Origin of the sequence: Rhodanobacter glycinis, from assembly GCF_900114325.1 — a bacterium.
Lineage (GTDB): Bacteria > Pseudomonadota > Gammaproteobacteria > Xanthomonadales > Rhodanobacteraceae > Rhodanobacter_A > Rhodanobacter_A glycinis.
The window spans coordinates 33,147-52,218 of the sequence record NZ_FOSR01000009.1; the positions used below are offsets into that span (position 1 = coordinate 33,147).

Annotated in this window: 20 protein-coding genes and 1 riboswitch; of the genes, 16 read left to right on the plus strand and 4 right to left on the minus strand. The window is 66.1% G+C overall.

Annotation, left to right across the window (positions count from 1 at the left end; translation table 11 throughout):
• Positions 1-44: 44 nt before the first annotated feature.
• Positions 45-1,268 (minus strand): sensor histidine kinase, encoded by a 1,224-nt coding sequence (locus BMY90_RS10800; RefSeq protein WP_092704076.1) that lies wholly within the window; start codon positions 1,266-1,268, stop codon positions 45-47.
• A 522-nt stretch (positions 1,269-1,790) separates the two neighbouring features.
• Between BMY90_RS10800 and BMY90_RS10805 the strand changes: the two genes are divergently transcribed.
• The 6 genes from BMY90_RS10805 (at position 1,791) to BMY90_RS10830 (ending at position 6,334) form a co-directional block, all read left to right on the plus strand.
• Positions 1,791-2,411 carry a GNAT family N-acetyltransferase gene (locus tag BMY90_RS10805; RefSeq protein WP_092703917.1) on the plus strand — a complete coding sequence of 207 codons (621 nt, stop codon included), beginning with the start codon at positions 1,791-1,793 and terminating at the stop codon, positions 2,409-2,411.
• A gap of 8 nt (positions 2,412-2,419) precedes the next feature.
• Positions 2,420-3,202: a septum site-determining protein MinC gene (minC, locus tag BMY90_RS10810; RefSeq protein WP_092703919.1), complete on the plus strand. Its 783-nt coding sequence runs from the start codon at positions 2,420-2,422 to the stop codon at positions 3,200-3,202.
• A gap of 58 nt (positions 3,203-3,260) precedes the next feature.
• Positions 3,261-4,076, plus strand: coding sequence for a septum site-determining protein MinD (gene minD / locus BMY90_RS10815; protein WP_008210853.1), 816 nt, complete (start codon positions 3,261-3,263; stop codon positions 4,074-4,076).
• 5 nt (positions 4,077-4,081) lie between these two features.
• The gene (minE, locus tag BMY90_RS10820) at positions 4,082-4,357 is read left to right on the plus strand and encodes a cell division topological specificity factor MinE (protein ID WP_092704078.1); all 276 of its coding nucleotides are present in this window, start codon (positions 4,082-4,084) and stop codon (positions 4,355-4,357) included.
• Between the two features lie 214 nt (positions 4,358-4,571).
• Positions 4,572-5,045, plus strand: coding sequence for a hypothetical protein (locus tag BMY90_RS10825; protein WP_092703921.1), 474 nt, complete (start codon positions 4,572-4,574; stop codon positions 5,043-5,045).
• A gap of 194 nt (positions 5,046-5,239) precedes the next feature.
• On the plus strand, positions 5,240-6,334 hold the full coding sequence (locus BMY90_RS10830; protein WP_092703923.1) for a glycosyltransferase family 9 protein: 1,095 nt from the start codon (positions 5,240-5,242) through the stop codon (positions 6,332-6,334).
• Positions 6,335-6,450: 116 nt separating this feature from the next.
• On the opposite strand, the gene BMY90_RS10835 is transcribed toward BMY90_RS10830, so the two are convergent.
• Positions 6,451-7,284 carry an isocitrate lyase/PEP mutase family protein gene (locus tag BMY90_RS10835; RefSeq protein WP_092703925.1) on the minus strand — a complete coding sequence of 278 codons (834 nt, stop codon included), beginning with the start codon at positions 7,282-7,284 and terminating at the stop codon, positions 6,451-6,453.
• A gap of 111 nt (positions 7,285-7,395) precedes the next feature.
• Positions 7,396-7,485: riboswitch (Fluoride riboswitch) on the plus strand.
• Between the two features lie 68 nt (positions 7,486-7,553).
• On the opposite strand from BMY90_RS10835, the gene crcB reads away from it, so the two are divergent.
• The 8 genes from crcB to BMY90_RS10875 all read left to right on the plus strand — a co-directional run bounded on the left by crcB (position 7,554) and on the right by BMY90_RS10875 (position 14,648).
• Positions 7,554-7,940 carry a fluoride efflux transporter CrcB gene (crcB, locus tag BMY90_RS10840; RefSeq protein WP_008210862.1) on the plus strand — a complete coding sequence of 129 codons (387 nt, stop codon included), beginning with the start codon at positions 7,554-7,556 and terminating at the stop codon, positions 7,938-7,940.
• An 18-nt stretch (positions 7,941-7,958) separates the two neighbouring features.
• Positions 7,959-8,300 (plus strand): DUF190 domain-containing protein, encoded by a 342-nt coding sequence (locus BMY90_RS10845; RefSeq protein ID WP_008210864.1) that lies wholly within the window; start codon positions 7,959-7,961, stop codon positions 8,298-8,300.
• Positions 8,301-8,305: 5 nt separating this feature from the next.
• Positions 8,306-9,424: a cyclopropane fatty acyl phospholipid synthase gene (gene cfa, locus BMY90_RS10850; RefSeq protein WP_092704080.1), complete on the plus strand. Its 1,119-nt coding sequence runs from the start codon at positions 8,306-8,308 to the stop codon at positions 9,422-9,424.
• Between the two features lie 23 nt (positions 9,425-9,447).
• Positions 9,448-10,293 (plus strand): TraB/GumN family protein, encoded by an 846-nt coding sequence (locus BMY90_RS10855; RefSeq protein WP_245735019.1) that lies wholly within the window; start codon positions 9,448-9,450, stop codon positions 10,291-10,293.
• A gap of 165 nt (positions 10,294-10,458) precedes the next feature.
• The gene (parC, locus tag BMY90_RS10860; RefSeq protein WP_092703929.1) at positions 10,459-12,699 is read left to right on the plus strand and encodes a DNA topoisomerase IV subunit A; all 2,241 of its coding nucleotides are present in this window, start codon (positions 10,459-10,461) and stop codon (positions 12,697-12,699) included.
• Positions 12,700-13,012: 313 nt separating this feature from the next.
• Entirely contained in the window at positions 13,013-13,477 is a 465-nt protein-coding gene (locus BMY90_RS10865) for a hypothetical protein (protein ID WP_008210871.1), read from the plus strand.
• 110 nt (positions 13,478-13,587) lie between these two features.
• Positions 13,588-13,875 (plus strand): lipoate-protein ligase small subunit, encoded by a 288-nt coding sequence (gene lplB, locus BMY90_RS10870; protein WP_008210872.1) that lies wholly within the window; start codon positions 13,588-13,590, stop codon positions 13,873-13,875.
• Positions 13,875-14,648, plus strand: coding sequence for a lipoate--protein ligase family protein (locus BMY90_RS10875; protein WP_245735020.1), 774 nt, complete (start codon positions 13,875-13,877; stop codon positions 14,646-14,648). Before lplB ends, BMY90_RS10875 begins: the two co-directional genes overlap by 1 nt.
• Positions 14,649-14,737: 89 nt before the next feature.
• Here BMY90_RS10875 and BMY90_RS10880 read toward each other — a convergent pair whose 3' ends face one another.
• Entirely contained in the window at positions 14,738-15,151 is a 414-nt protein-coding gene (locus tag BMY90_RS10880; RefSeq protein ID WP_092704081.1) for an NUDIX hydrolase, read from the minus strand.
• 5 nt (positions 15,152-15,156) lie between these two features.
• Complete coding sequence (locus tag BMY90_RS10885) at positions 15,157-15,645, minus strand: NUDIX hydrolase (protein ID WP_008210878.1); 489 nt, start codon at positions 15,643-15,645, stop codon at positions 15,157-15,159.
• Between the two features lie 112 nt (positions 15,646-15,757).
• On the opposite strand from BMY90_RS10885, the gene BMY90_RS10890 reads away from it, so the two are divergent.
• Both BMY90_RS10890 and BMY90_RS10895 read left to right on the plus strand, forming a co-directional pair.
• Positions 15,758-16,546, plus strand: a complete 789-nt coding sequence (locus BMY90_RS10890) for a phosphodiester glycosidase family protein (protein WP_008210880.1) — start codon at positions 15,758-15,760, stop codon at positions 16,544-16,546.
• Positions 16,543-18,957: a penicillin acylase family protein gene (locus BMY90_RS10895; RefSeq protein WP_092703933.1), complete on the plus strand. Its 2,415-nt coding sequence runs from the start codon at positions 16,543-16,545 to the stop codon at positions 18,955-18,957. The genes BMY90_RS10890 and BMY90_RS10895 overlap by 4 nt, the downstream gene beginning before the upstream one ends.
• The last annotated feature ends 115 nt before the right edge of the window (positions 18,958-19,072 follow it).

The window sequence follows — 19,072 nt, forward strand, 5'->3', positions numbered from 1 at the left end:
ACAGGCAATGAAAAGGGGGCCTGACGGAACATTCTTGCAGGCCATCATCCCAGGCTCAACGCCGGGGGCTCGAACCGTGCCGGCGCGTGCGCCAGCGCGGGCGTCTCGCCCAGCGGCAGGCGCACGGTGAGCTCGAAACCGCGACCGGCCCCGCTCTCCACCGTCACGCTGCCACCGAACTCCACCAGCCGCTCACGCATGCCCGACAGGCCATTGCCGGGCGCGACGTCGGCGGCGCCACGACCGTCGTCGCGCGCGTGCAACCCGAGCAGGTTGGTTTCCGCATAGGCGAAATGCAGCCACAGGTTGCGCGCGTTGGCGTGCTTGGCCGCATTGGTGATGATTTCCTGCGCACAGCGCAGCAACACCTGCGCGCGCAGCGGGTCTTCCACGCTGAAACGGGGTGGCGTGGTCACGTGAACGGCCAATCCCGGCACGCCCTCGACCAGGCTGCGCAGCGCCTGGGTCAGGTCGATGGCATCGTCCTGGCGCAATTCGCTGACCGCCTCGCGCACATCGGCCAGCAGGTGCTTGGCCGTGGCCTGGGCCTTGCCGACGTGTTCGGCCGCCGCCGGGTTGACCAGGTGGCTGGCCACTTCAAGATTCAGGCTCAACGCGGTCAGATGGTGGCCGATCAGGTCATGCAGGTCGCGCGCGATGCGCATGCGCTCGGCGATGCGGGTGGATTCGGCCAGCAGCGCGCGGGTAGCGCGCAGCTCGGAATTGAGCCGGCGCTGCGCCTCGCGCTCCTCGGTCTGCTGGCGCGCCACCAGCGAGGTGAAGAAGGCCAGCGCGGACATGCCCAGGTACATGCACACCTGCAACAGCGCGGTGGGAATCGTCCAGCCCATGTAGCTGGAGATCACCGGGATCAGCATCAGGTTCTGCCCCAGCATCCACACCAGCCCGACCGCCACCGGCAACTGCCACGGCAGCACCACCGAAATCACCACCATCAGCATCGCGGAGAGACCGCTGCGGCTGGCCCAGCCCATGATGATGGCCGAACCGGTCAGCACCACCAGCCCGCACAGGCGGACGAGTTGCGCGCGACCGCCCTGCGCGGTCATGCCGTCGCGGCTGGTCAGGGCCAGGTAGGTCAGCGCAAAAACCAGGTTCGAGGCAATGCAGACCCAGGGCGAACGCACCCCCGCGCCGATCCCCCAGCTGCTCGGCAACAACTGCAGCAGCGGCAACGACACGCAGACGCAGGTGAACAGGCCGGTATAGCGCAACAACCGGATGTGGCTGAAGTTGGTCCATGACATGCCGTGCATGATAGGCCCACGTCCCCCTCGCGCAATGCGCGGGAAGTCACCCCTGCCGAAAGCCATGCATGCCGGCGCTTTACAAACACTTAAGACCTCGCCCGAAGGGTTGCCTTGACCCGGTCGCCATGCGGCAGTGCGCGACGCGGCCAGCCACTCCGCTGCGCCACGCACGACCACCTGACGATCTTAGGAGCGTGGGCGGTAGAAACTTTCGAGGCGAAAAAGTGGCTGCGTGAGGACAGATTTTCGACGATTCGCCGGCCCATAGTGGTTCTATGGGCCAAGAAGCGACGGACATATGGACCACGCAGGCGCTTTTGCAGCCCGGAAGATTTCTGCCGCCCACGCTCCTAGGACAAGGTAACGCAAGCCGTGGAGAGACTTTCACTGGCAGACTTCGAGCAGACCCCTCATGGCGCAGCGCGAGATGTGCCGAAAGGGTGCGCATGGCATAATGCCGCTATTGCCGGGTCGAGCCTTGGCCCTGTCCTTGAAACATTTTCCATAGCGGAGCAACGCATGGCTCTTGCCATCCGCGACGTGCATGAGCACGAACTGGATGCCGTGCTGGCAATCAACAACGCCGCCGGCCGCAGCATCCTCTCTCTGGACAAGGCGCAACTGCGCTACTTTTTCGAACATGCCGACTACTTCCGCGTGGCCGAAATCGACGGCCACCTGGCCGGGTTCCTGATTGCCCTGCGCGAGGGCAGCGACTACGCCAGCGCCAACTACCGCTGGTTCTGCGAGCACTATCCGCAGTTTGTCTACATCGACCGCATCGTGATCGCCAGCACCTACCATCGCCATGGCCTGGGTCGCATCTTCTATTGCGACGTCAACAGCTTTGCCGAGGTTCGCGTGCCGCTGCTCGCCTGCGAGGTGTTCCTGGAGCCGCGCGACGACGTGGTGGTGCTGTTCCACGGCACCTACGGCTTCCAGGAAGTCGGCCAGCAGCGCACCACGCCCGAGAGCCGGCAGGTCAGCCTGCTGGCCAAGGAACTGCCCAGTTACGCCTACGTGCGCGATACCTATCTGGAACATGGCGGCCTGCCCGAGCTGCCGTGGCTGGCCGGTCGCCAGTTGTCGCCCGCACACCCCGTCCAGCCACGCCGCCTCGCCGGAGAGCGGCACCAGTGAATGCACGCATGACATCCAGTCGAACAACGAACAGCGAAGAGGCCTGCGACCTGCGTTTCGGTCAGGTCGGCATGGCCTGCGTGCGCGTGCGTCGCGCCGATGCCGCAGCACTCTGCGAAGAGCTTGAGCGCCGCGTGCACAGCGCCCCGCAACTGTTCGCGCGCGCCGCCGTGGTGCTCGACCTCAGCCATTTCCTCGACCTGCCCGACGACGGCACCGTGGATGCCCTGCTCGAAGCCGTGCGCAGCGCCGGCATGCTGCCGGTGGGTCTGGCCTATGGCACCAGCGAAACCGAAGCCCTGGCCAAGCGCATGGGCCTGCCGCTGATCGCCAAGTTCCGTGCCGCCTACGAGCCGGCCAACGGTGGCAGCGTGGCCCCGCCCGCTGCCGCGGAGCCCGCACCGCGTGCCGCCGAACCGCCACCGCGCGAGCCGATCCTGGCCGAGCCCGCGCCCGGTCAGGCGCAGGGTTCCATGCACCATGACGGCGCAGTGCGTTCCGGCCAGCAGATCTACGCCCGTGACCGCGACCTGGTGATCACCGGCACGGTTGCCAACGGCGCCGAAGTGATCGCCGATGGCGACATCCACATTTACGGTGGCCTGCGTGGTCGCGCGATGGCCGGTGCCCAGGGCGACACCCGGGCGTGCATCTTCGTTTCCGACTTCCGCGCCGAACTGGTGGCCATCGCCGGTCATTACCGCGTATTTGAACAGATACCGAACGACCTGGAAGGGCAATCCGTGCGATGCTGGCTCGAAGGCGACAAACTGTTGATCGCCCGGCTGTGACGGCGACCCGCCACGACCACCCCATTACAAAAACAACATTTTTCACGGAGATGCGCCCTTGACTGCTGAGATTATCGTTGTCACTTCCGGCAAAGGCGGCGTCGGCAAGACGACGACCAGTGCCTCGCTGGCCACCGGCCTGGCGATCGCCGGCAAGAAAGTCGCAGTGATCGACTTCGACGTCGGCTTGCGCAACCTTGACCTGATCATGGGCTGCGAGCGCCGCGTGGTATACGACTTCATCAACGTCGTGCAGGGCGAAGCCACGCTGAAGCAGGCGCTGATCAAGGACAAGCGGCACGACAACCTCTACGTGCTGGCCGCCAGCCAGACCCGCGACAAGGACGCGCTGACCCAGGAAGGCGTCGAGAAGGTGCTCGACGGGCTGTCCGAGGAAGGCTTCGACTACGTCGTGTGCGATTCGCCCGCCGGCATCGAAAAGGGCGCCCACCTGGCCATGTATTTCGCCGACCACGCCGTGGTGGTGGTGAACCCGGAAGTGTCCTCGGTGCGCGATTCCGACCGCATCCTCGGCCTGCTTTCCAGCAAGACCCGCCGTGCCGAGCGCGGCGAGGGCGCGATCACCCAGCACCTGCTGCTGACCCGTTACAACCCGGCCCGTGTCGAAGCTGGCGAAATGCTCAGCGTGAAGGATGTCGAGGACATCCTCGGCATCAGCGTGGTCGGCGTCATTCCCGAATCGGAAAACGTGCTGGCCGCCTCCAACTCGGGCGTGCCGGTAATTCTCGACGCCAATTCGCTCGCCGGCCAGGCCTACAGCGACACCGTGGCCCGCGTGCTTGGCGAAGACCGCCCGTTGCGTTTCATCGACGCACCCAAGAAGGGCTTCTTCCAGCGCGTGTTCGGAGGTTGATCACGATGGGCATTCTCGATTTCCTCAAGCGCAAGCCGGAACCGACCGCCACCGTGGCCAAGGAACGCCTGCGCATCATCGTGGCGCAGGAGCGCTCCACCCGCGGCGCGCCGGATTACCTGCCGATGATGCGCAACGAGCTGCTCGAAGTGATCAAGAAATACGTTCACGTCGACCTCGATGCGATCAACATCAATTTCGAGCGCGACAGCGGCCACGAAGTGCTGGAGCTTTCCGTCGCCCTGCCGGATGGCAAGGCGTCCGCCACCCCGGCCACCTGAGCGGAAACATTCGCGGCTCGCATCCGCGCGCCGCTTTTTCTCGTCATTCCGGCGCAGGCCGGAATCCAGCAGCGGCCACGCATGACCGTGCGATATGGCCACTGGATTCCGGCCTGCGCCGGAATGACGGCTCCCGCAGACGGCGACCACAACCTGGTTTTCAGATTGCGTCGACCATGCCGCTCCAGCTGATGCCAGATGACTTGCGTGCCCCATGATCTCGCCCGATCCTTCCACACTGGTGTTGCGCCTCGCCGATATCGGCGATGAAGCACCCGCCGCCCTGCTCGCCCGGTACGGGCTGACGCTGCAGCACGTGGCTGATGGCGAACCGATTCCCGGCAGTTACTGGGGCGATGAGGAAGCCGGCATCATCGGCTGCACCGTGCATGCCCGCGCGGACACGCCGGTACATTCACTGCTGCACGAGGCCTGCCACCTGATCGTGTTGCCTTCGGAGCGGCGCGCACAAGTACATACCGACGCCACCGACTCGGTCGAGGAAGAAGACGCCACCTGCTACCTGCAGATCGTGCTGGCCGATGAATTGCCCGGCGTGGGCCGCCACCGGCTGATGGCCGACATGGATGCCTGGGGCTACACGTTCCGACTCGGCTCCACCCGCGCCTGGTTCGAGCAGGACGCCGAGAATGCGCGGGCCTTCCTGGCCGAACGCAAACTGCTCTGACCCACCAGCGTGGCCGGCAAGGGCATCTGATGCCCCATCCATCCCCGGCGCAAGCCGCGAATCGCTAGAATGTGCCCGAATCAATCGGGGCATGTCCTGACCGACGCTGAATATCCCGTCATCCGCAAAGCGAAAATCACCTCGCTCGTCGTGGCGCGCGGCCTTCGCGCCATCCACCCCCGACTGGTTTGGACATGTCCAGAAGCTCCGTTTTGCCGCCCGGTATCCACACGCTGCGCCGCCGCCTCGCCAATCGCCTGACCCGGCTGCTTCTGGGGCGCTCACCGGAAGCGGTATCGACACCGCTTCCGACCACGGGCATCTATCGCATCCTGATCTGCCACACCAGCCACAGCCTGGGCAACACGCTGCTGCTCACGCCTCTGCTGCAGGAGCTTGAGCAGACCTACCCCGCGGCCGAAATCGACATCCTCACGCGCAGCCCGGTGGCGCAAGATATCTACGGGCATTACTTCAACCTGCGCCGGTTGCTGCCCATGCCCGCCCACGCCGTGGGTCACCCATGGCAGGCCCTGCGCAACCTGCGCCGCATGCGCGCGGTGCATTACGACCTGGCCATCGATCCCGAGCCGCAGTCGCAGACGTCCCGGCTGCTGCTGCGACTCGCCCACGCCACCTGGAAACTGGGTTTCAGCGGGCCGCGCAAGCAGGGGCATGTCACGCACGACGTGGCCATACCCGGGGACCTGTCGAGCAAGGGCCGCCTCCCGGTTTACCTGTTGCGCACGGCATCGGGGCGCAGCGACGCCGCCTATCCCCCGCCGGACCTCCGACTCAGTGCGCTGGAGAAGTCGGAAGGGCGCCTGGCGCTCGAACGCGTGCTCGCCGCACACCAGGCGCCGCGCAAGCGTGGCGTGATCGGCATTTTCGCCAACGCCACCGGTCCCAAGCTGATGCCGCCGGCATGGTGGGATGCATTCCTGCTCGCGCTGGAGCCCATCCGCGAGCACTACTCATTGCTGGAAATCGTGCCGGCGTCCGGCCAGTCGATGCTCGGCTCCCGTTACCCGGCCTATTACTCCAGCGACTTGCGCAAGCTGGCCAGCATGCTGACCAGTCTCGACGCCCTGATCACCCTCGACGCCGGCGTCATGCACCTGGCCTGCGCCTCACCCGTGCCTACGCTGAGCATTTTCACCGTCACCAGTACCGCCGAATGGGGGCCGTACGGCAAGCACGACATCATCGTGCAGGCTCTTGATCGCCCACCAGCCCGGGTCGCGGAAGATGTCCTTGCCGCTTGCATGGCGCGTACATCGTCAGCCTGAAGCGCCCGCGCCGGCTCGACCATGCCACGTTCCGGCCGAACCCGCATGGCACCGACCACGCGCCAGCCTCCCTGGCCAAATGCGGTGCGTCGGATGGCACGTCGAATGGCGTCGGCTCACCCTTGTGCGAACAATCGCTGCGCGTCCGCGTGGCCCAGCGACGATTCAAGGCTGCCAAAACCGCCACTTGAACGCACCGCTTGCGCCGCTGCATCCGCCGCGCCGAGTGCAATCGTGGCCAGTCGCGTGGCCATGCTGACCCGGGCCACGCCGATCCGCGCCAATTCGTTCAATCCAGGCAAGCCGGGCCGGGCGCCGACATTCACCGGCGCATCCAGCTCACGCACGAAGGCTTCCAGCACAGCGATATCACCCAGGCCGATCGGGTAGACGCAGTCGGCGCCCGCCGCCAGATAGGCGCGAGCGCGGTTGACCGCGTCGGCGAAGCGCGCGGCATCATCCTTGGCGGGCCGTATCCACGCATCCACCCGCGCGTTGATGACGATCGGCACGCCCGCATCGGCACCTGCGACTCGTGCCGCCGCGATCCGCGCTGCTGCACCGGCCACGTCACGCAAGCCGCCATGCAGGCTGTCCTCCAGATTGATGCCGACGGCACCGGCCTCGATCACCGCGCGCACGGTCTCGCCCACTGCCGCGGACGTTTCGCCGTAACCGGCCTCGATATCGGCCGTCACCGGCAACGCGGTCACTCGCGCGATTCGCGCAATCGCCGCCAGCACCTCATCCAGCGGCGCCTGTTCGCCATCGGCATAACCGAGCGACCAGGCCACGCCGCCGCTGGTGGTGGCAATCGCCGCGAAGCCGCGGCTCGCGAACAGCCGTGCGCTGCCGGCGTCCCATGCGTTCGGCAACAGCAACACGTTGGACCGATCGTGCATCTTGCGGAATGCCTGCGCCTTGGCGACCTGCTGCTGGCTCGTGGTCATGTAGCACCCTTGCTGATGAAAGCGGCAGCGTACTCCGCACCTGCGCGCACCGAAAAGCCGGGCTCCCCACGCACGCAGCATTGACGACAGCCCGCCTTCTTCCGCTAGCATGGCGGGAAAGGAGATGGCATGCCTCCGGTTCCACCTCGGAACAAACCGCCCCGATGTCATCAAACAGGGGCTGATGATGCCTGCACCACCGGTTTCCGGCGGCGCAGGCGTGCCTGTCGCCGCGAACACAATGTTTCGCAGACAGGAGATCTACCCTCGTGACCCTCGCTGGATTCCTTGCCGTCGGCTTCGGCGGTGCCATCGGTTGCTGGATGCGCTGGATGCTCGGCATCGCACTCAACCCGATGTTTCCCACCCTGCCGCTGGGCACGCTTGCGGCCAACCTGCTCGGCGGCCTGATCATGGGCTGCATGATGGGCATCTTCACGCACTTCCAGGCGCTGCCGCGGGAACTGCAACTGTTCGTGATGACCGGCTTCCTGGGCGGTCTGACCACCTTCTCCACCTTCTCGGCCGAAGCCAACACGCTGCTGCTGCGCCAGCAATACCTGTGGTTCGGCACGCATGTCGCGGTGCACCTGGTCGGCACCCTCGGCATGACGATGCTCGGCCTGTTCCTCACCCGCGGCCTGCTGCGCCACTGATCGATGGAGACACGTGCAATGACCCGGGAAAACCTGATCGACGGCGTGCACCTGCGCTTCTACACGCACGCGCACACCAAGCACGACGGCATGCTGCTGTCCGAATGGTTGCTAGAGCAGGCCAAACGCCACAAGCTAGGTGGCGGCTCGGTATTCCGTGCCGTCGCCGGCTTCGGCCGCCACGGTGTGCTGCACGAGGAAGCCTTCTTCGAACTGGCCGGCGATCTGCCGGTGAAGGTGGAGTTCCTGCTTCACGAAAGCGAGGCGGAAACCCTGCTTCAATTGGTTCGCGAAGCGGGCGTGGAACTGGTCTACGCACGCATGCCGATCCGTTTTGGCGTACTTGGCAAGGAGACATGAACACGATGAGCCAGGATTCCCTGAAGCACCGCGCCATCGAGCTGCTGCAACACGCCGGCATCCACCTCGACGGCAATGCACCCACCGATATCCGCGTGCACGACGAACGTCTCTATGCGCGCGTGTTCGCCCACGGTTCGCTGGGCCTGGGCGAGGCTTACATGGACGGCTGGTGGAGCGTGTCCGACCTTCCCGGCTTCATGACGCGGCTGCTTTCCTCGCATCTGGACGAGCACCTGAAGACGCTCGACACCTTGCTGGCGCACCTCAAGGCGCGCTTCGTCAACCTGCAGCGCGGCGAGCACGCGTTCGAGATCGGCAAGGCCCATTACGATCTCGGCAACGACCTGTTCAAGGCCATGCTCGGCAAGCGGCTGGTGTACTCGTGCGGTTACTGGGCCAACGCGGACAACGTGGACGACGCCCAGGAAGCCAAGCTCGACCTGGTCTGTCGCAAGCTGCAGCTGAAGCCGGGCCAGCGTGTACTCGACATCGGCTGCGGCTGGGGCGAGGCGCTGAAATACGCGGCGGAGAAATACGGCGTCAGCGGCGTCGGCGTCACCGTGTCGCAGGAGCAGGCCGAATTCGCGCGCGAGCTGTGCAAGGGCCTGCCGATCGAGATCCGCCTGCAGGATTACCACGAACTGGACGAACGTTTCGACGCGATCATGTCGATCGGCATGTTCGAACACGTCGGCGGCAAGAATTACCGCAGCTACTTCGAGGTGGCGCGGCGTTGCCTGCCCGACGACGGCCTGTTCCTGCTGCATTGCATCGGCAGCAACGGCGCCCCGGCGCAACCCGATCCGTGGATCGAGAAATACATCTTCCCGAACTCGATGATCCCCGCCGCCAGCCAGGTCACCGCCACGCTGGAAGGCCTGTTCGTGGTCGAGGACTGGCACAATTTCGGCGCCGACTACGACCGCACGCTGACCGCCTGGCATGCCAACTTCGATGCGGCGTGGCCGGAACTGTCGAAAAGCTACGACGCGCGCTTCCAGCGCATGTGGCACTTCTACCTGGCCTGTTCCGCCGCGGTGTTCCGCACCCGTCGCGACCAGTTGTGGCAGCTCACCCTGTGCCCGCGCGGCGTGCCGGGCGGCTACCGCGTGCCGCGTTGACGCGGCGGGTGCGCTTTCGCGGATTGATCCTCGCACTACTGCTGGGCGCCAGCGGCAGTGCGCTGGCGCATCCCGCGCTATGGGTGGTGAAGGATGCCGACACCACCATCTATCTGTTCGGCACCGTGCATCTGCTGCCGAACGACGTCGACTGGCATTTCCCTGCGCTCGACCAGGCGCTGGAACAGAGCCAGTCGCTGTACGTCGAGATCACCGACGACGAGCCCGCCCACATGACTGCGCTGGTCATGCGCTACGGCATCGACCCGGCCCATCCGCTGTCCGGCCTGCTCACACGCAAGGAAAATGCCGCACTGGACGCTGCGGCGATAACCGCTGGCGTGCCGGGCGGAAGCGCTGCGTTGAACGTCATGCGACCGTGGCTGGCCGCGCTGACGCTGACGGTGGCGCCGCTGCTGAAAGCCGGGCTCGATCCCGCGCATGGCGTGGACAAGCAGATCAAGGCGCAAATGGAGAAAGCCGGCAAACCGGTGCACGGGCTGGAAACCGCCGAGCAGCAGATCCGCTTCCTCGCCGACATGCCACCGGCGATGCAATTGTCTTTCCTGCGGCAAACCCTGCGCGACACCGCGAAGGCCCAGGCCGAGCTGACAGCGCTGATCGATGCCTGGAAAAACGGCGACACCGCCCGGCTCGCCCAGCTGGAAAACGAGGACATGCAGCAGTACTCGCCACGGCTCTACCGCACGCTGATCGTCAAGCGCGACAAGGCCTGGGCCGGCAAGATCGCCACCTTGCTGAAAACGCCGGGCACCGTGTTCATCGCGGTCGGCGCCGCCCACCTGGCCGGACCGGACAGCGTGCAGGCCGAGCTGAAGAAGATGGACATCAACGCCGCCCGCCTGTAGGAACGCACCCTGTGCGCGACGCTTTTGCTCTTCAGCCCCATGGGTAACCGGAAAGAGCAAAAAGCTTCGCGCACAGGGTGCGCTCCTACAAGAACGGGCGGCTTTCTGGCACCATCGTCCGGCTGCCCGCGCGGATTGCGCAGGCTCTTGGACTGACGTAACCGAATGAACCTGCAAGCCAATTACGAACAAATCCCGCTGAAGGAATACGCCGAGCGGGCCTATCTCGACTATTCCATGTACGTGGTGCTGGATCGCGCCCTGCCCTTCGTGGGCGACGGCCTGAAGCCGGTGCAGCGACGCATCATCTACGCGATGAGCGAGCTGGGCCTGAACGCCACCGCCAAGCCGAAGAAATCCGCGCGCACCATCGGCGACGTGATCGGCAAATTCCACCCGCACGGCGACAGTTCCAGCTACGAAGCCATGGTGCTGATGGCACAGCCGTTCTCGTACCGCTACCCACTGGTCAACGGCCAGGGCAACTTCGGCTCGCCGGACGACCCGAAAAGCTTCGCGGCGATGCGCTACACCGAGTCCAAGCTCAGCCCGATCGCCGAAGCCCTGCTGGGCGAACTGGGCCAGGGTACGGTCGACTGGGTGCCGAACTTCGACGGCACGCTGGAAGAACCCAGCTGGCTGCCGGCGCGCGTGCCGCACGTGCTGCTGAACGGCTCGATGGGCATTGCCGTGGGCATGGCCACCGACATTCCGCCGCACAACCTGCGCGAAGTGGTCACCGCCTGCATCCGCCTGCTCGATGATCCCGCCGCCAGCGTGGCTGACCTGTGCGAACACGTGCTGGGTCCGGACTACCCCACCGCGGCCGAGATCATCACGCCGCGCAAGGAGTTGCTGTCGATCTACACCACCGGTGCCGGCTCGCTGCGCGCCCGCGCCATCTACCAGCACGAGGATGGCAACACCGTCATCACCGCGCTGCCGCACCAGGTCAGCCCGTCCAAGGTACTCGAGCAGATCGCCGCGCAGATGCGTGCGAAGAAACTGCCAATGATCGAGGACCTGCGCGACGAGTCCGACCACGAGAACCCGACCCGCCTGGTGATCGTGCCGCGCTCCAGCCGCGTCGACGCGGACGAGATGATGCAGCACCTGTTCGCCACCACCGACCTGGAAAAGAGCTTCCGCGTCAATCTCAACATGATCGGCCTGGACGGCCGCCCGCAGGTGAAGGATCTCAAGCGCATCCTCACCGAATGGCTGAGCTTCCGTACCGACACCGTCACCCGCCGTCTCAACCACCGTCTGGTCAAGGTCGAACGCCGCCTGCACCTGCTGGAAGGCTTGCGCATCGCGTATCTGAACCTCGACGAGGTGATTCGTATCGTCCGCACCGAGGACGAGCCCAAGCCGGTGCTGATGGCGCGCTTCAGGCTCAGCGACGAACAGACCGACTACATCCTCGAGACCAAGCTGCGCCAGTTGGCGCGACTGGAGGAAATGAAGATCACGGCTGAGGCCAACCAGCTCGAAGAGGAGCGCGCGCGCATCAACGTGCTGCTGAAATCGCCGGCCAAGCTCAAGGGTCTGATCAAGGAAGAGCTGCGCGCCGACGCGGCGAAGTTCGGCGACGACCGCCGCTCGCCGCTGGTCGAACGCGAAGTGGCGCAGGCGCTGGACGAAAGCGCGCTGGTGGCCAGCGAACCGGTCACCGTGGTGCTGAGCCAGAAGGGCTGGATCCGTGCCGCCAAGGGTCATGACGTGGACGCCGAAGGCCTCAGCTATCGCGAAGGCGACGGCCTGCTGGCCGCGGTGAAAGCGCGCACCACGCAACAGGCGGTGGTGATCGACTCCACCGGCCGCAGCTACTCCACGCCCGCGCATACCCTGCCGTCCGCACGCGGCAATGGCGAGCCGCTGACCGGTCGCTTCAGCCCCGCCGCCGGCGCCAGTTTCGACGCGCTGGTCGCCGGCGACAACGATACCAAGCTGATCCTTGCCACCGACTTCGGCTACGGCTTCGTCACCCGCTTCGAAGCGCTCACCGGCCGCAACAAGGCCGGCAAGCAGGCCATCAACCTGCCTGACGGCGCAAGGATTCTCGCGCCGCAAATCACCGCCGATCCGGCGCGCGATCGCATCGTGGTGGTCACCAGCGAAGGCCATCTGCTGATGTTCTCGGTGGCCGAGCTGCCGGAACTGGACAAGGGCAAGGGCAACAAGCTGATCGAGATTCCCAAGGCCAAGCTGACCAGCGGTGACGAACGCGTGGCCGGCGTGGCCGTGGTCAGCGAAGGCAAAGGCGAAGTCACGATGTATGCCGGCGCGCGCAAACTCACGCTGAAATGGGCCGACCTGGTCGAATACGGCGGCAATCGCGCCACCCGCGGCGGCCTGCTGCCACGCGGCCTGCGCCGGGTGGAACGGATCGAGACCACGGGCTGACGCGCTGCAGGCATCACGATGCCTGCGGCAGGAGCGGCTTCAGCCGCGATGTCGCGGCCTTCAAGCAGCAGCGACGCATTGGGAAATTTCGAACAAGCGCTTTTTTTGCTCGTCATCCCGGCTTTCACCGGGATGACGCAAATTGCGAAGCCTTTCGATGTTCCCATCGCGGCTGAAGCCGCGCCTGCCGCGACCGATACGTCTCCGGTGTACGCTCGGCCTCTGGAACTTCCGTCCGCCGCGCCTTTCCAACAAGGATGTGCACGCTGTCGTTCCCTCGCGCGTTGACACACCCAGTCCCCGGAGTCTCTCCATGAACATCACGCGCCCGCTCCTGACCTTCGCCGCCAGCCTGCTGGCCGCTTCCGCCATGGCGCAAACCAGCACCAAGCCGCTGAATCTCAAGCTGCCACCCAACAGCCTGCCCGCCGCCAGCAGCACCGCTGCACCGCCTGCCAGCGGCAGCACAACCAGCACGACCGCCAAGCCGGTCAGTCCAACCAGCCGCTCCCCCGGCGTCTACTACGGCGACACCAGCGGCCGCATGGGCAATACCGAGGAAACCGCCCGCACCCAATCTGACTGCGACGATTCCACCTACAACCAGCCGCAGGTCCACGGCAGCGTCGGCATGGGCGTGGTCGGTGGCAGCCACTTCAGCGGCAACTACCAGACCGGCACGGTCAACATCAGCCGGGCCTTCGGCAGCTGCGACGATCCCCATGGCGGCGTCAGCATTTCCATCGGCGGCGGCACCGGGCATTTCCACGGCCACTGAGCAACTCGCCCCATCCTGAACTCGCGGGACGGCATGGGGTGGCGCGGCAGCTTCGCCACACACGCCGCTATCATGTTGCCAACGTCCGTCACTGAAGGACTCGCAACATCATGCACGGCGAATACAAGATGCCCGGCGGCAAGCTGGTGGTGATCGATCTCGATGTCCGTGAAGACCACCTGGCCCATGTGCAGCTGAGTGGCGACTTCTTCCTCGAACCCGATCAGGCGCTGCAAGCCATCAACCGCGCGCTCGAAGGCCGCTCCATCGAGCTCGACGATGACGCGCTGGCCGACGTCGTGCGTGACGCATTGCCCCCGGGCACCGTGATGTACGGCATCTCGCCCGAGGCCATCGCGGTGGCCGTGCGCCGCGCTCTGCTCGCGGAGGCCAGCTGATGCGTACGACATGGCACGACCACGACTGGCAACTGATTCACGAGGCCCCGCAGGCACCGACCCTGCACATGGCACTGGACGAAGCGCTGACCGACGCCGTGGCCAGCGGCCAGCGCCCACCCACGTTGCGCATCTGGGAATGGGCGTCGCCGGCGGTGGTGATCGGCCGTTTCCAGTCGCTGCGCAACGAGGTGGACAGCGACGCCGCGCAACACCACGGCATCGAGGTCGTGCGACGCATCAGCGGCGGTGGCGCGATGTTCATCGTACCCGGCAACACCATCACCTATTCGCTGTACGCACCGACGTCGCTGGTCGAAGGCCTGACCTTCCAGGAATCCTACGCACTGATGGACAGTTGGGTGCTTGAAGCGCTGGGCGAGCTGGGTATCCGCGCGTGGTACCAGCCGCTCAACGACATCACCTCCGAAGCGGGCAAGATCGGTGGCGCGGCGCAGACCCGCCGTGGCGGCGCGGTGCTGCATCACGTCACCATGGCCTACGACATCGACGCGGCGAAAATGCTGCAGGTGTTGCGCATCGGCCGCGAGAAGCTTTCCGACAAGGGCACGCAAAGCGCAGCCAAGCGCGTGGACCCGCTGCGCAGCCAGACCGGCCTGCCCCGCGAAGCCGTCATCGCCCGCATGGTCGACACCTTCCGCCGCCTGCACGGCCTCGCCGACGATCGCCTGCATGACGATGAACTGGCGCACGCGCAGAAACTCGTGCGCGACAAGTTCGGCACGATGCCATGGCTTCTCGATGTGCCCTGAAAACCCGAGGCCAAGTGTAGGAGCGCACCCTGTGCGCGAAATGGTTTTCGCCAGACACCGACAAAAGCATTCGCGCACAGGGTGCGCTCCTACACCATGGTTTTTGCCGTCAGCAACGGCAGGATATGCTCGCGGCTGAGCCGCGCCACCGGCACATCAGGTGCCGCAGGATCGACCCAGCGCAGCTCTTCGATTTCGGCGCGCGGTTGCGGCTCGCCATCCACATCCACCACGTAGATCCGTCCCTCGACGACATGACCGCGCTCGTTCGCCGCAGGCGCCTCGGCCTGGCACAGGAAGCGCACCGAGTCCGTACGCAGTCGGCAACCCAGTTCCTCGTTCAGCTCACGCGCCAGCGTGGCGAGATCGTCGACATCACCGGGATCACGCTTGCCGCCAGGTTGCTGGAACACCTCGGCACCGCGCTTGCGCACCAGCAGCACGCGCCCGGCCGCATCGCGGATCACCGCCGCAACGATGCGAATGCGTGGCGCGTCATCCATCGGGTTCACAGCCGTGTGCACGACCACGACTGCAGGCGCCCGTTCTTGTATGGCATCACGCCGTGGAACGGGCGCGGATCGTCGTCGAACACCAGCGGCAGGAAATGCCGGTCGCCTTCCCACATCGGCAGGTCCATCAGCTTCTCGCGCGGCACCCACTCCAGCGTGCCTTCGTGGTTGCCGCCGTGCGATTGGCCACTGAAACGGTCGATCAGGAAGATGAAGCCCAGCCAGTCCTCGCCCTGCTTGCCGAAACCGGGCCAGTTGAGCGTGCCGCGCAGGGACATCGATTCGCATTCGATACCGGCTTCCTCGCGAATCTCGCGACGCATGCATTCGGCGATGTCCTCGCCCGGCTCCATCTTGCCGCCAAGGCCGTTGTACTTGCCCAGGTGCTGGTCGTCCGGGCGCGCATTGCGATGGATCATCAGCACCTGCCGGCGATCCGGCGAAAGCACGTAACCGAGCGTGGCGACTATCGGCGTGTAAGGCATGGCTCGAAACATGGCAGGAAAGCCGCAGTTTAAGGGCTGCGGGCTGAGCTGTCGCGCGACGGGGTTGCATCGGGCACGTGGGGGAAGCCACCATCGGGGGATGTCTTTACGCATGAACCTATCCCGCTTCCGCTACGGCGCGATCGCATCGCTGTTGCTCGCCGCCGTCATGATCGGTGGCTGTTCCGCCCCGGCCAAGGCGCTGGACAGCCGCGACGTGGACTTCCACGGCAGCAGCTTCCGCGTGGTCCGCATCGACCTGCACCACGATGCGCTGAGCCTGCACTGGCGCGATCCCGCCACCGATCAGCCCTACACCGACATCGACAACCTGCGCGTCTGGGGCGAAGCGCACGGCAAGCACCTGCTGTTCGCCGCCAACGCCGGCATCTACGACCGCAAGGCCGCACCGCTGGGCCTGTACGTGGAGAACGGCAAGACGCTGGTGCCGCTGAACCTGGCGCGCGGCAATCCGGCGGCGGGCAATTTCTCGCTGCAACCCAATGGCGTGTTCGCGATCTATCCTGACGGCCACGCCGCCGTGCGCACCAGCGCCGATTTCAAAGCCGACGCCAAGCCTGCGCAATGGGCCACGCAATCGGGCCCGATGCTGTTGATCGACGGCAAGATCAACCCGCGCTTCGACGACGGCTCGACCAGCCTGAAGTGGCGCAGCGGCGTCTGCGCCAGCAGCCCGCACGAGGTGGTGTTCGCGGTAAGCAAGACGCCGGTGAATTTCCATGATTTCGCCGCGCTGTTCCGCGACAAGCTCGGCTGCCGCAATGCGCTGTACCTGGACGGCAGCATCTCGCAAATCTACGTGGACGGCGAAGGCTACGCCGGTGCGCCCGCCTTCATGGTCAAGCCCTACGCGGGCATCTTCGCGGTCTTCTCCCGATGACGAAAAAATCCCGCCGTTTCCGCTGGCTCACCGGGCTGGCGCTGGCCGTGCTGGCGCTGCTGGTCATCGCCGTCGGCACCGGCTGGTGGCTGCTGGCCGGCAGCCGCGCGCAACTGGATGGCAGCCGTCATCTCGCCCAACTGGCCCACCCGGTCAGCATCACCCGCGATGCGCTGGGCACCGCCACGTTCACCGGTCAGTCGCGCGACGACATCGATGTCGCGCTGGGTTACGTGCACGCGCAGGAACGTTTCTTCGAGATGGACCTGATGCGCCGCATGGCCGCCGGCGAATTGTCCGCGCTGGTCGGCCCGGCGGCGCTGAAACTCGACCTCAACCATCGCCGCCATCGCCTGCGTGCGGTGGCCGAAGCGGCTTATGCGCGCTTGTCGCCGGCCAGCCGGCACACGCTGGAGCTGTACAGCGAAGGCGTCAACGCCGGTCTCGCCGCGATGCGCGAGCGCCCATGGGAATACCTGCTGCTGCGTACCCGGCCGCAACCGTGGAAACCGGAGGATTGCCTGCTGGTGATCGCCGCGATGTATCTCGACCTGAACAGTGACGGCCGCAACCAGCGCGAATTGCGCCTGGCGCAGATGCGTGCGGTGCTGCCCGCGTCTCTGACCGACTTCCTGCTCTCGCCTGCGCCCGTGTGGGAAGCGCCACTGCAAGGTGGCCTGTCGCGCTCGCCGGTGGTCCCGGGTGCGAACGTGTTCGACCTGCGCCAGTCCGGCACGCCGGCAGACACGGCCAAACTTGCCGCCACGCTGGCACCTACGCTGGAAGCGAAACGTCCCGGCAGCAACAACTTCGCGGTCGGTGGCCAACTGACCCAAAGCGGCGCGGCTGCCCTCGCCAACGACATGCACCTGGGCCTGCGCGTGCCCGACATCTGGTTCCGCACGCGCCTGCGCTATCCCGATGCCAGCGCGCCCGACGGCCAGCGCGACGTGGTCGGCGTCAGCCTGCCCGGCACGCCGGCGATGGTGGTCGGCTCCAACGGCCAGATCGCCTGGGGCTTCACCAACAGCTACGGCGACTGGCTGGACTGGGTCCGCGTGCAGCGCGATCCGAAGGATCCCTCGCGCTACAAGGTGCCCGGCGGCTGGGCCAGCATCCAGACCCACGACGAAACCATCCAGGTGAAGGGCGCGCCGTCGCATGTGCTGAAAGTGGAAGACACGCGCTGGGGCCCGATCATGGGCAAGGCGCCCGACGGCACGCCGCTGGCGCTGGACTGGATCGCCCAGCATCCGCGCGCCTACAACCTCGATCTGATGCAGCTTGAGCATGCCGGCGACGTGAAGGCGGCGCTCGACCTCGCGCCCGGTTTCGGCATGCCGCCACAGAACCTGCTGGTGGCCGACAGCGCCGGCCACATCGGCTGGACGATCGCCGGCAACGCGATTCCGTTGCGCCACGGTTTCGATCCACAGCTTCCCGCCGACTGGTCGCAAGCCGGCAGCGGCTGGATCGGCTGGGCGGCGCCCGCGCAATATCCGCGCATCGAAGATCCTGCCGACCATCGACTGTGGACTGCCAACAACCGCACCGTCGGCGGCGGCGCGCTGGCCCTGCTCGGCAACGGCGGCCACGACCTCGGCGCCCGCGCGCAGCAGATCCGCAACGACCTGCACGCCCGCGCCGGTTTCAGCCCCGGCAACCTGCTCGACATCCAGCTCGATGATCGCGCGGTGTTTCTCACCCGCTGGCAGCGCCTGCTGCAACAAACCCTGGCGCACACCGACGATCCTGCCCTGCTGGAGCTGAAGAAACTCACGGCCATCTGGCGCGAACGCGCTGCGCCGGACAGCGTGGACTACCGCCTCGTGCGCGCCTTCCGCAACCAGGTGAAAGCCGAGGTGATGGCACCGTTCGTGGCACACGTGAAACAGCGCTACCCCGACTTCAGCTGGCCACGTCTGGACAATCCCGAGGCGGCCGTGTGGGCCCTGGTCCACCAGCAACCGGCAAACCTGCTCGACCCGCGCTTCAAGGATTGGCACGCGCTGCTGATCGCCGCCGCCAAACACGTGACCGACACCCTGGGCAGCGAGCCCGGCGGACTGGCCGCACGCACCTGGGGCGAAGTGAACCACGCCGACATCGACCACCCGCTGGCCCGAGCCCTGCCCGGTTTCCTGGCCCACTACCTCGACATGCCCGACGACGAACTCCCCGGCGACCACGACATGCCACGCGTGGCCGCGCCCGGCTTCGGCGCGTCCGAGCGGCTCGACGTGGAACCCGGCCACGAAGCCCACGGCATCCTCGAAATGCCCGGCGGCCAAAGCGACAACCCCCTGTCGCCTTACTACGGCGCCGGCCACGAAGACTGGGTCCACGGCCGCCCCACGCCACTGCTGCCAGGACCAGCCCAGCACACGCTGACGCTGGAGCCTGCTGCCTGATCGAGGCCTCAGCGAGCCAGCCAACACCCGAAGATGCAACTCTTGTCTTACCGGTTGGCCGGTAGCATCCAATCGCGACATAGCTGCACCGCTCTTCCCTCCCTTAGTGAAGCGG

Excerpts from the sequence above, each read along its gene's own strand:
- BMY90_RS10835 (WP_092703925.1), bottom strand. The coding sequence starts at position 7,284 with ATGACCACGAGCCAGCAGCAGGTCGCCAAGGCGCAGGCATTCCGCAAG.
- minE (WP_092704078.1), top strand. The coding sequence starts at position 4,082 with ATGGGCATTCTCGATTTCCTCAAGCGCAAGCCGGAACCGACCGCCACC.
- cfa (WP_092704080.1), top strand. The coding sequence starts at position 8,306 with ATGAGCCAGGATTCCCTGAAGCACCGCGCCATCGAGCTGCTGCAACAC.
- minC (WP_092703919.1), top strand. The coding sequence starts at position 2,420 with ATGACATCCAGTCGAACAACGAACAGCGAAGAGGCCTGCGACCTGCGT.
- parC (WP_092703929.1), top strand. The coding sequence starts at position 10,459 with ATGAACCTGCAAGCCAATTACGAACAAATCCCGCTGAAGGAATACGCC.
- BMY90_RS10885 (WP_008210878.1), bottom strand. The coding sequence starts at position 15,645 with ATGCCTTACACGCCGATAGTCGCCACGCTCGGTTACGTGCTTTCGCCG.
- lplB (WP_008210872.1), top strand. The coding sequence starts at position 13,588 with ATGCACGGCGAATACAAGATGCCCGGCGGCAAGCTGGTGGTGATCGAT.
- BMY90_RS10875 (WP_245735020.1), top strand. The coding sequence starts at position 13,875 with ATGCGTACGACATGGCACGACCACGACTGGCAACTGATTCACGAGGCC.
- BMY90_RS10805 (WP_092703917.1), top strand. The coding sequence starts at position 1,791 with ATGGCTCTTGCCATCCGCGACGTGCATGAGCACGAACTGGATGCCGTG.
- BMY90_RS10845 (WP_008210864.1), top strand. The coding sequence starts at position 7,959 with ATGACCCGGGAAAACCTGATCGACGGCGTGCACCTGCGCTTCTACACG.
- BMY90_RS10895 (WP_092703933.1), top strand. The coding sequence starts at position 16,543 with ATGACGAAAAAATCCCGCCGTTTCCGCTGGCTCACCGGGCTGGCGCTG.
- BMY90_RS10865 (WP_008210871.1), top strand. The coding sequence starts at position 13,013 with ATGAACATCACGCGCCCGCTCCTGACCTTCGCCGCCAGCCTGCTGGCC.
- BMY90_RS10825 (WP_092703921.1), top strand. The coding sequence starts at position 4,572 with ATGATCTCGCCCGATCCTTCCACACTGGTGTTGCGCCTCGCCGATATC.
- BMY90_RS10830 (WP_092703923.1), top strand. The coding sequence starts at position 5,240 with ATGTCCAGAAGCTCCGTTTTGCCGCCCGGTATCCACACGCTGCGCCGC.
- BMY90_RS10880 (WP_092704081.1), bottom strand. The coding sequence starts at position 15,151 with ATGGATGACGCGCCACGCATTCGCATCGTTGCGGCGGTGATCCGCGAT.
- BMY90_RS10800 (WP_092704076.1), bottom strand. The coding sequence starts at position 1,268 with ATGTCATGGACCAACTTCAGCCACATCCGGTTGTTGCGCTATACCGGC.
- BMY90_RS10890 (WP_008210880.1), top strand. The coding sequence starts at position 15,758 with ATGAACCTATCCCGCTTCCGCTACGGCGCGATCGCATCGCTGTTGCTC.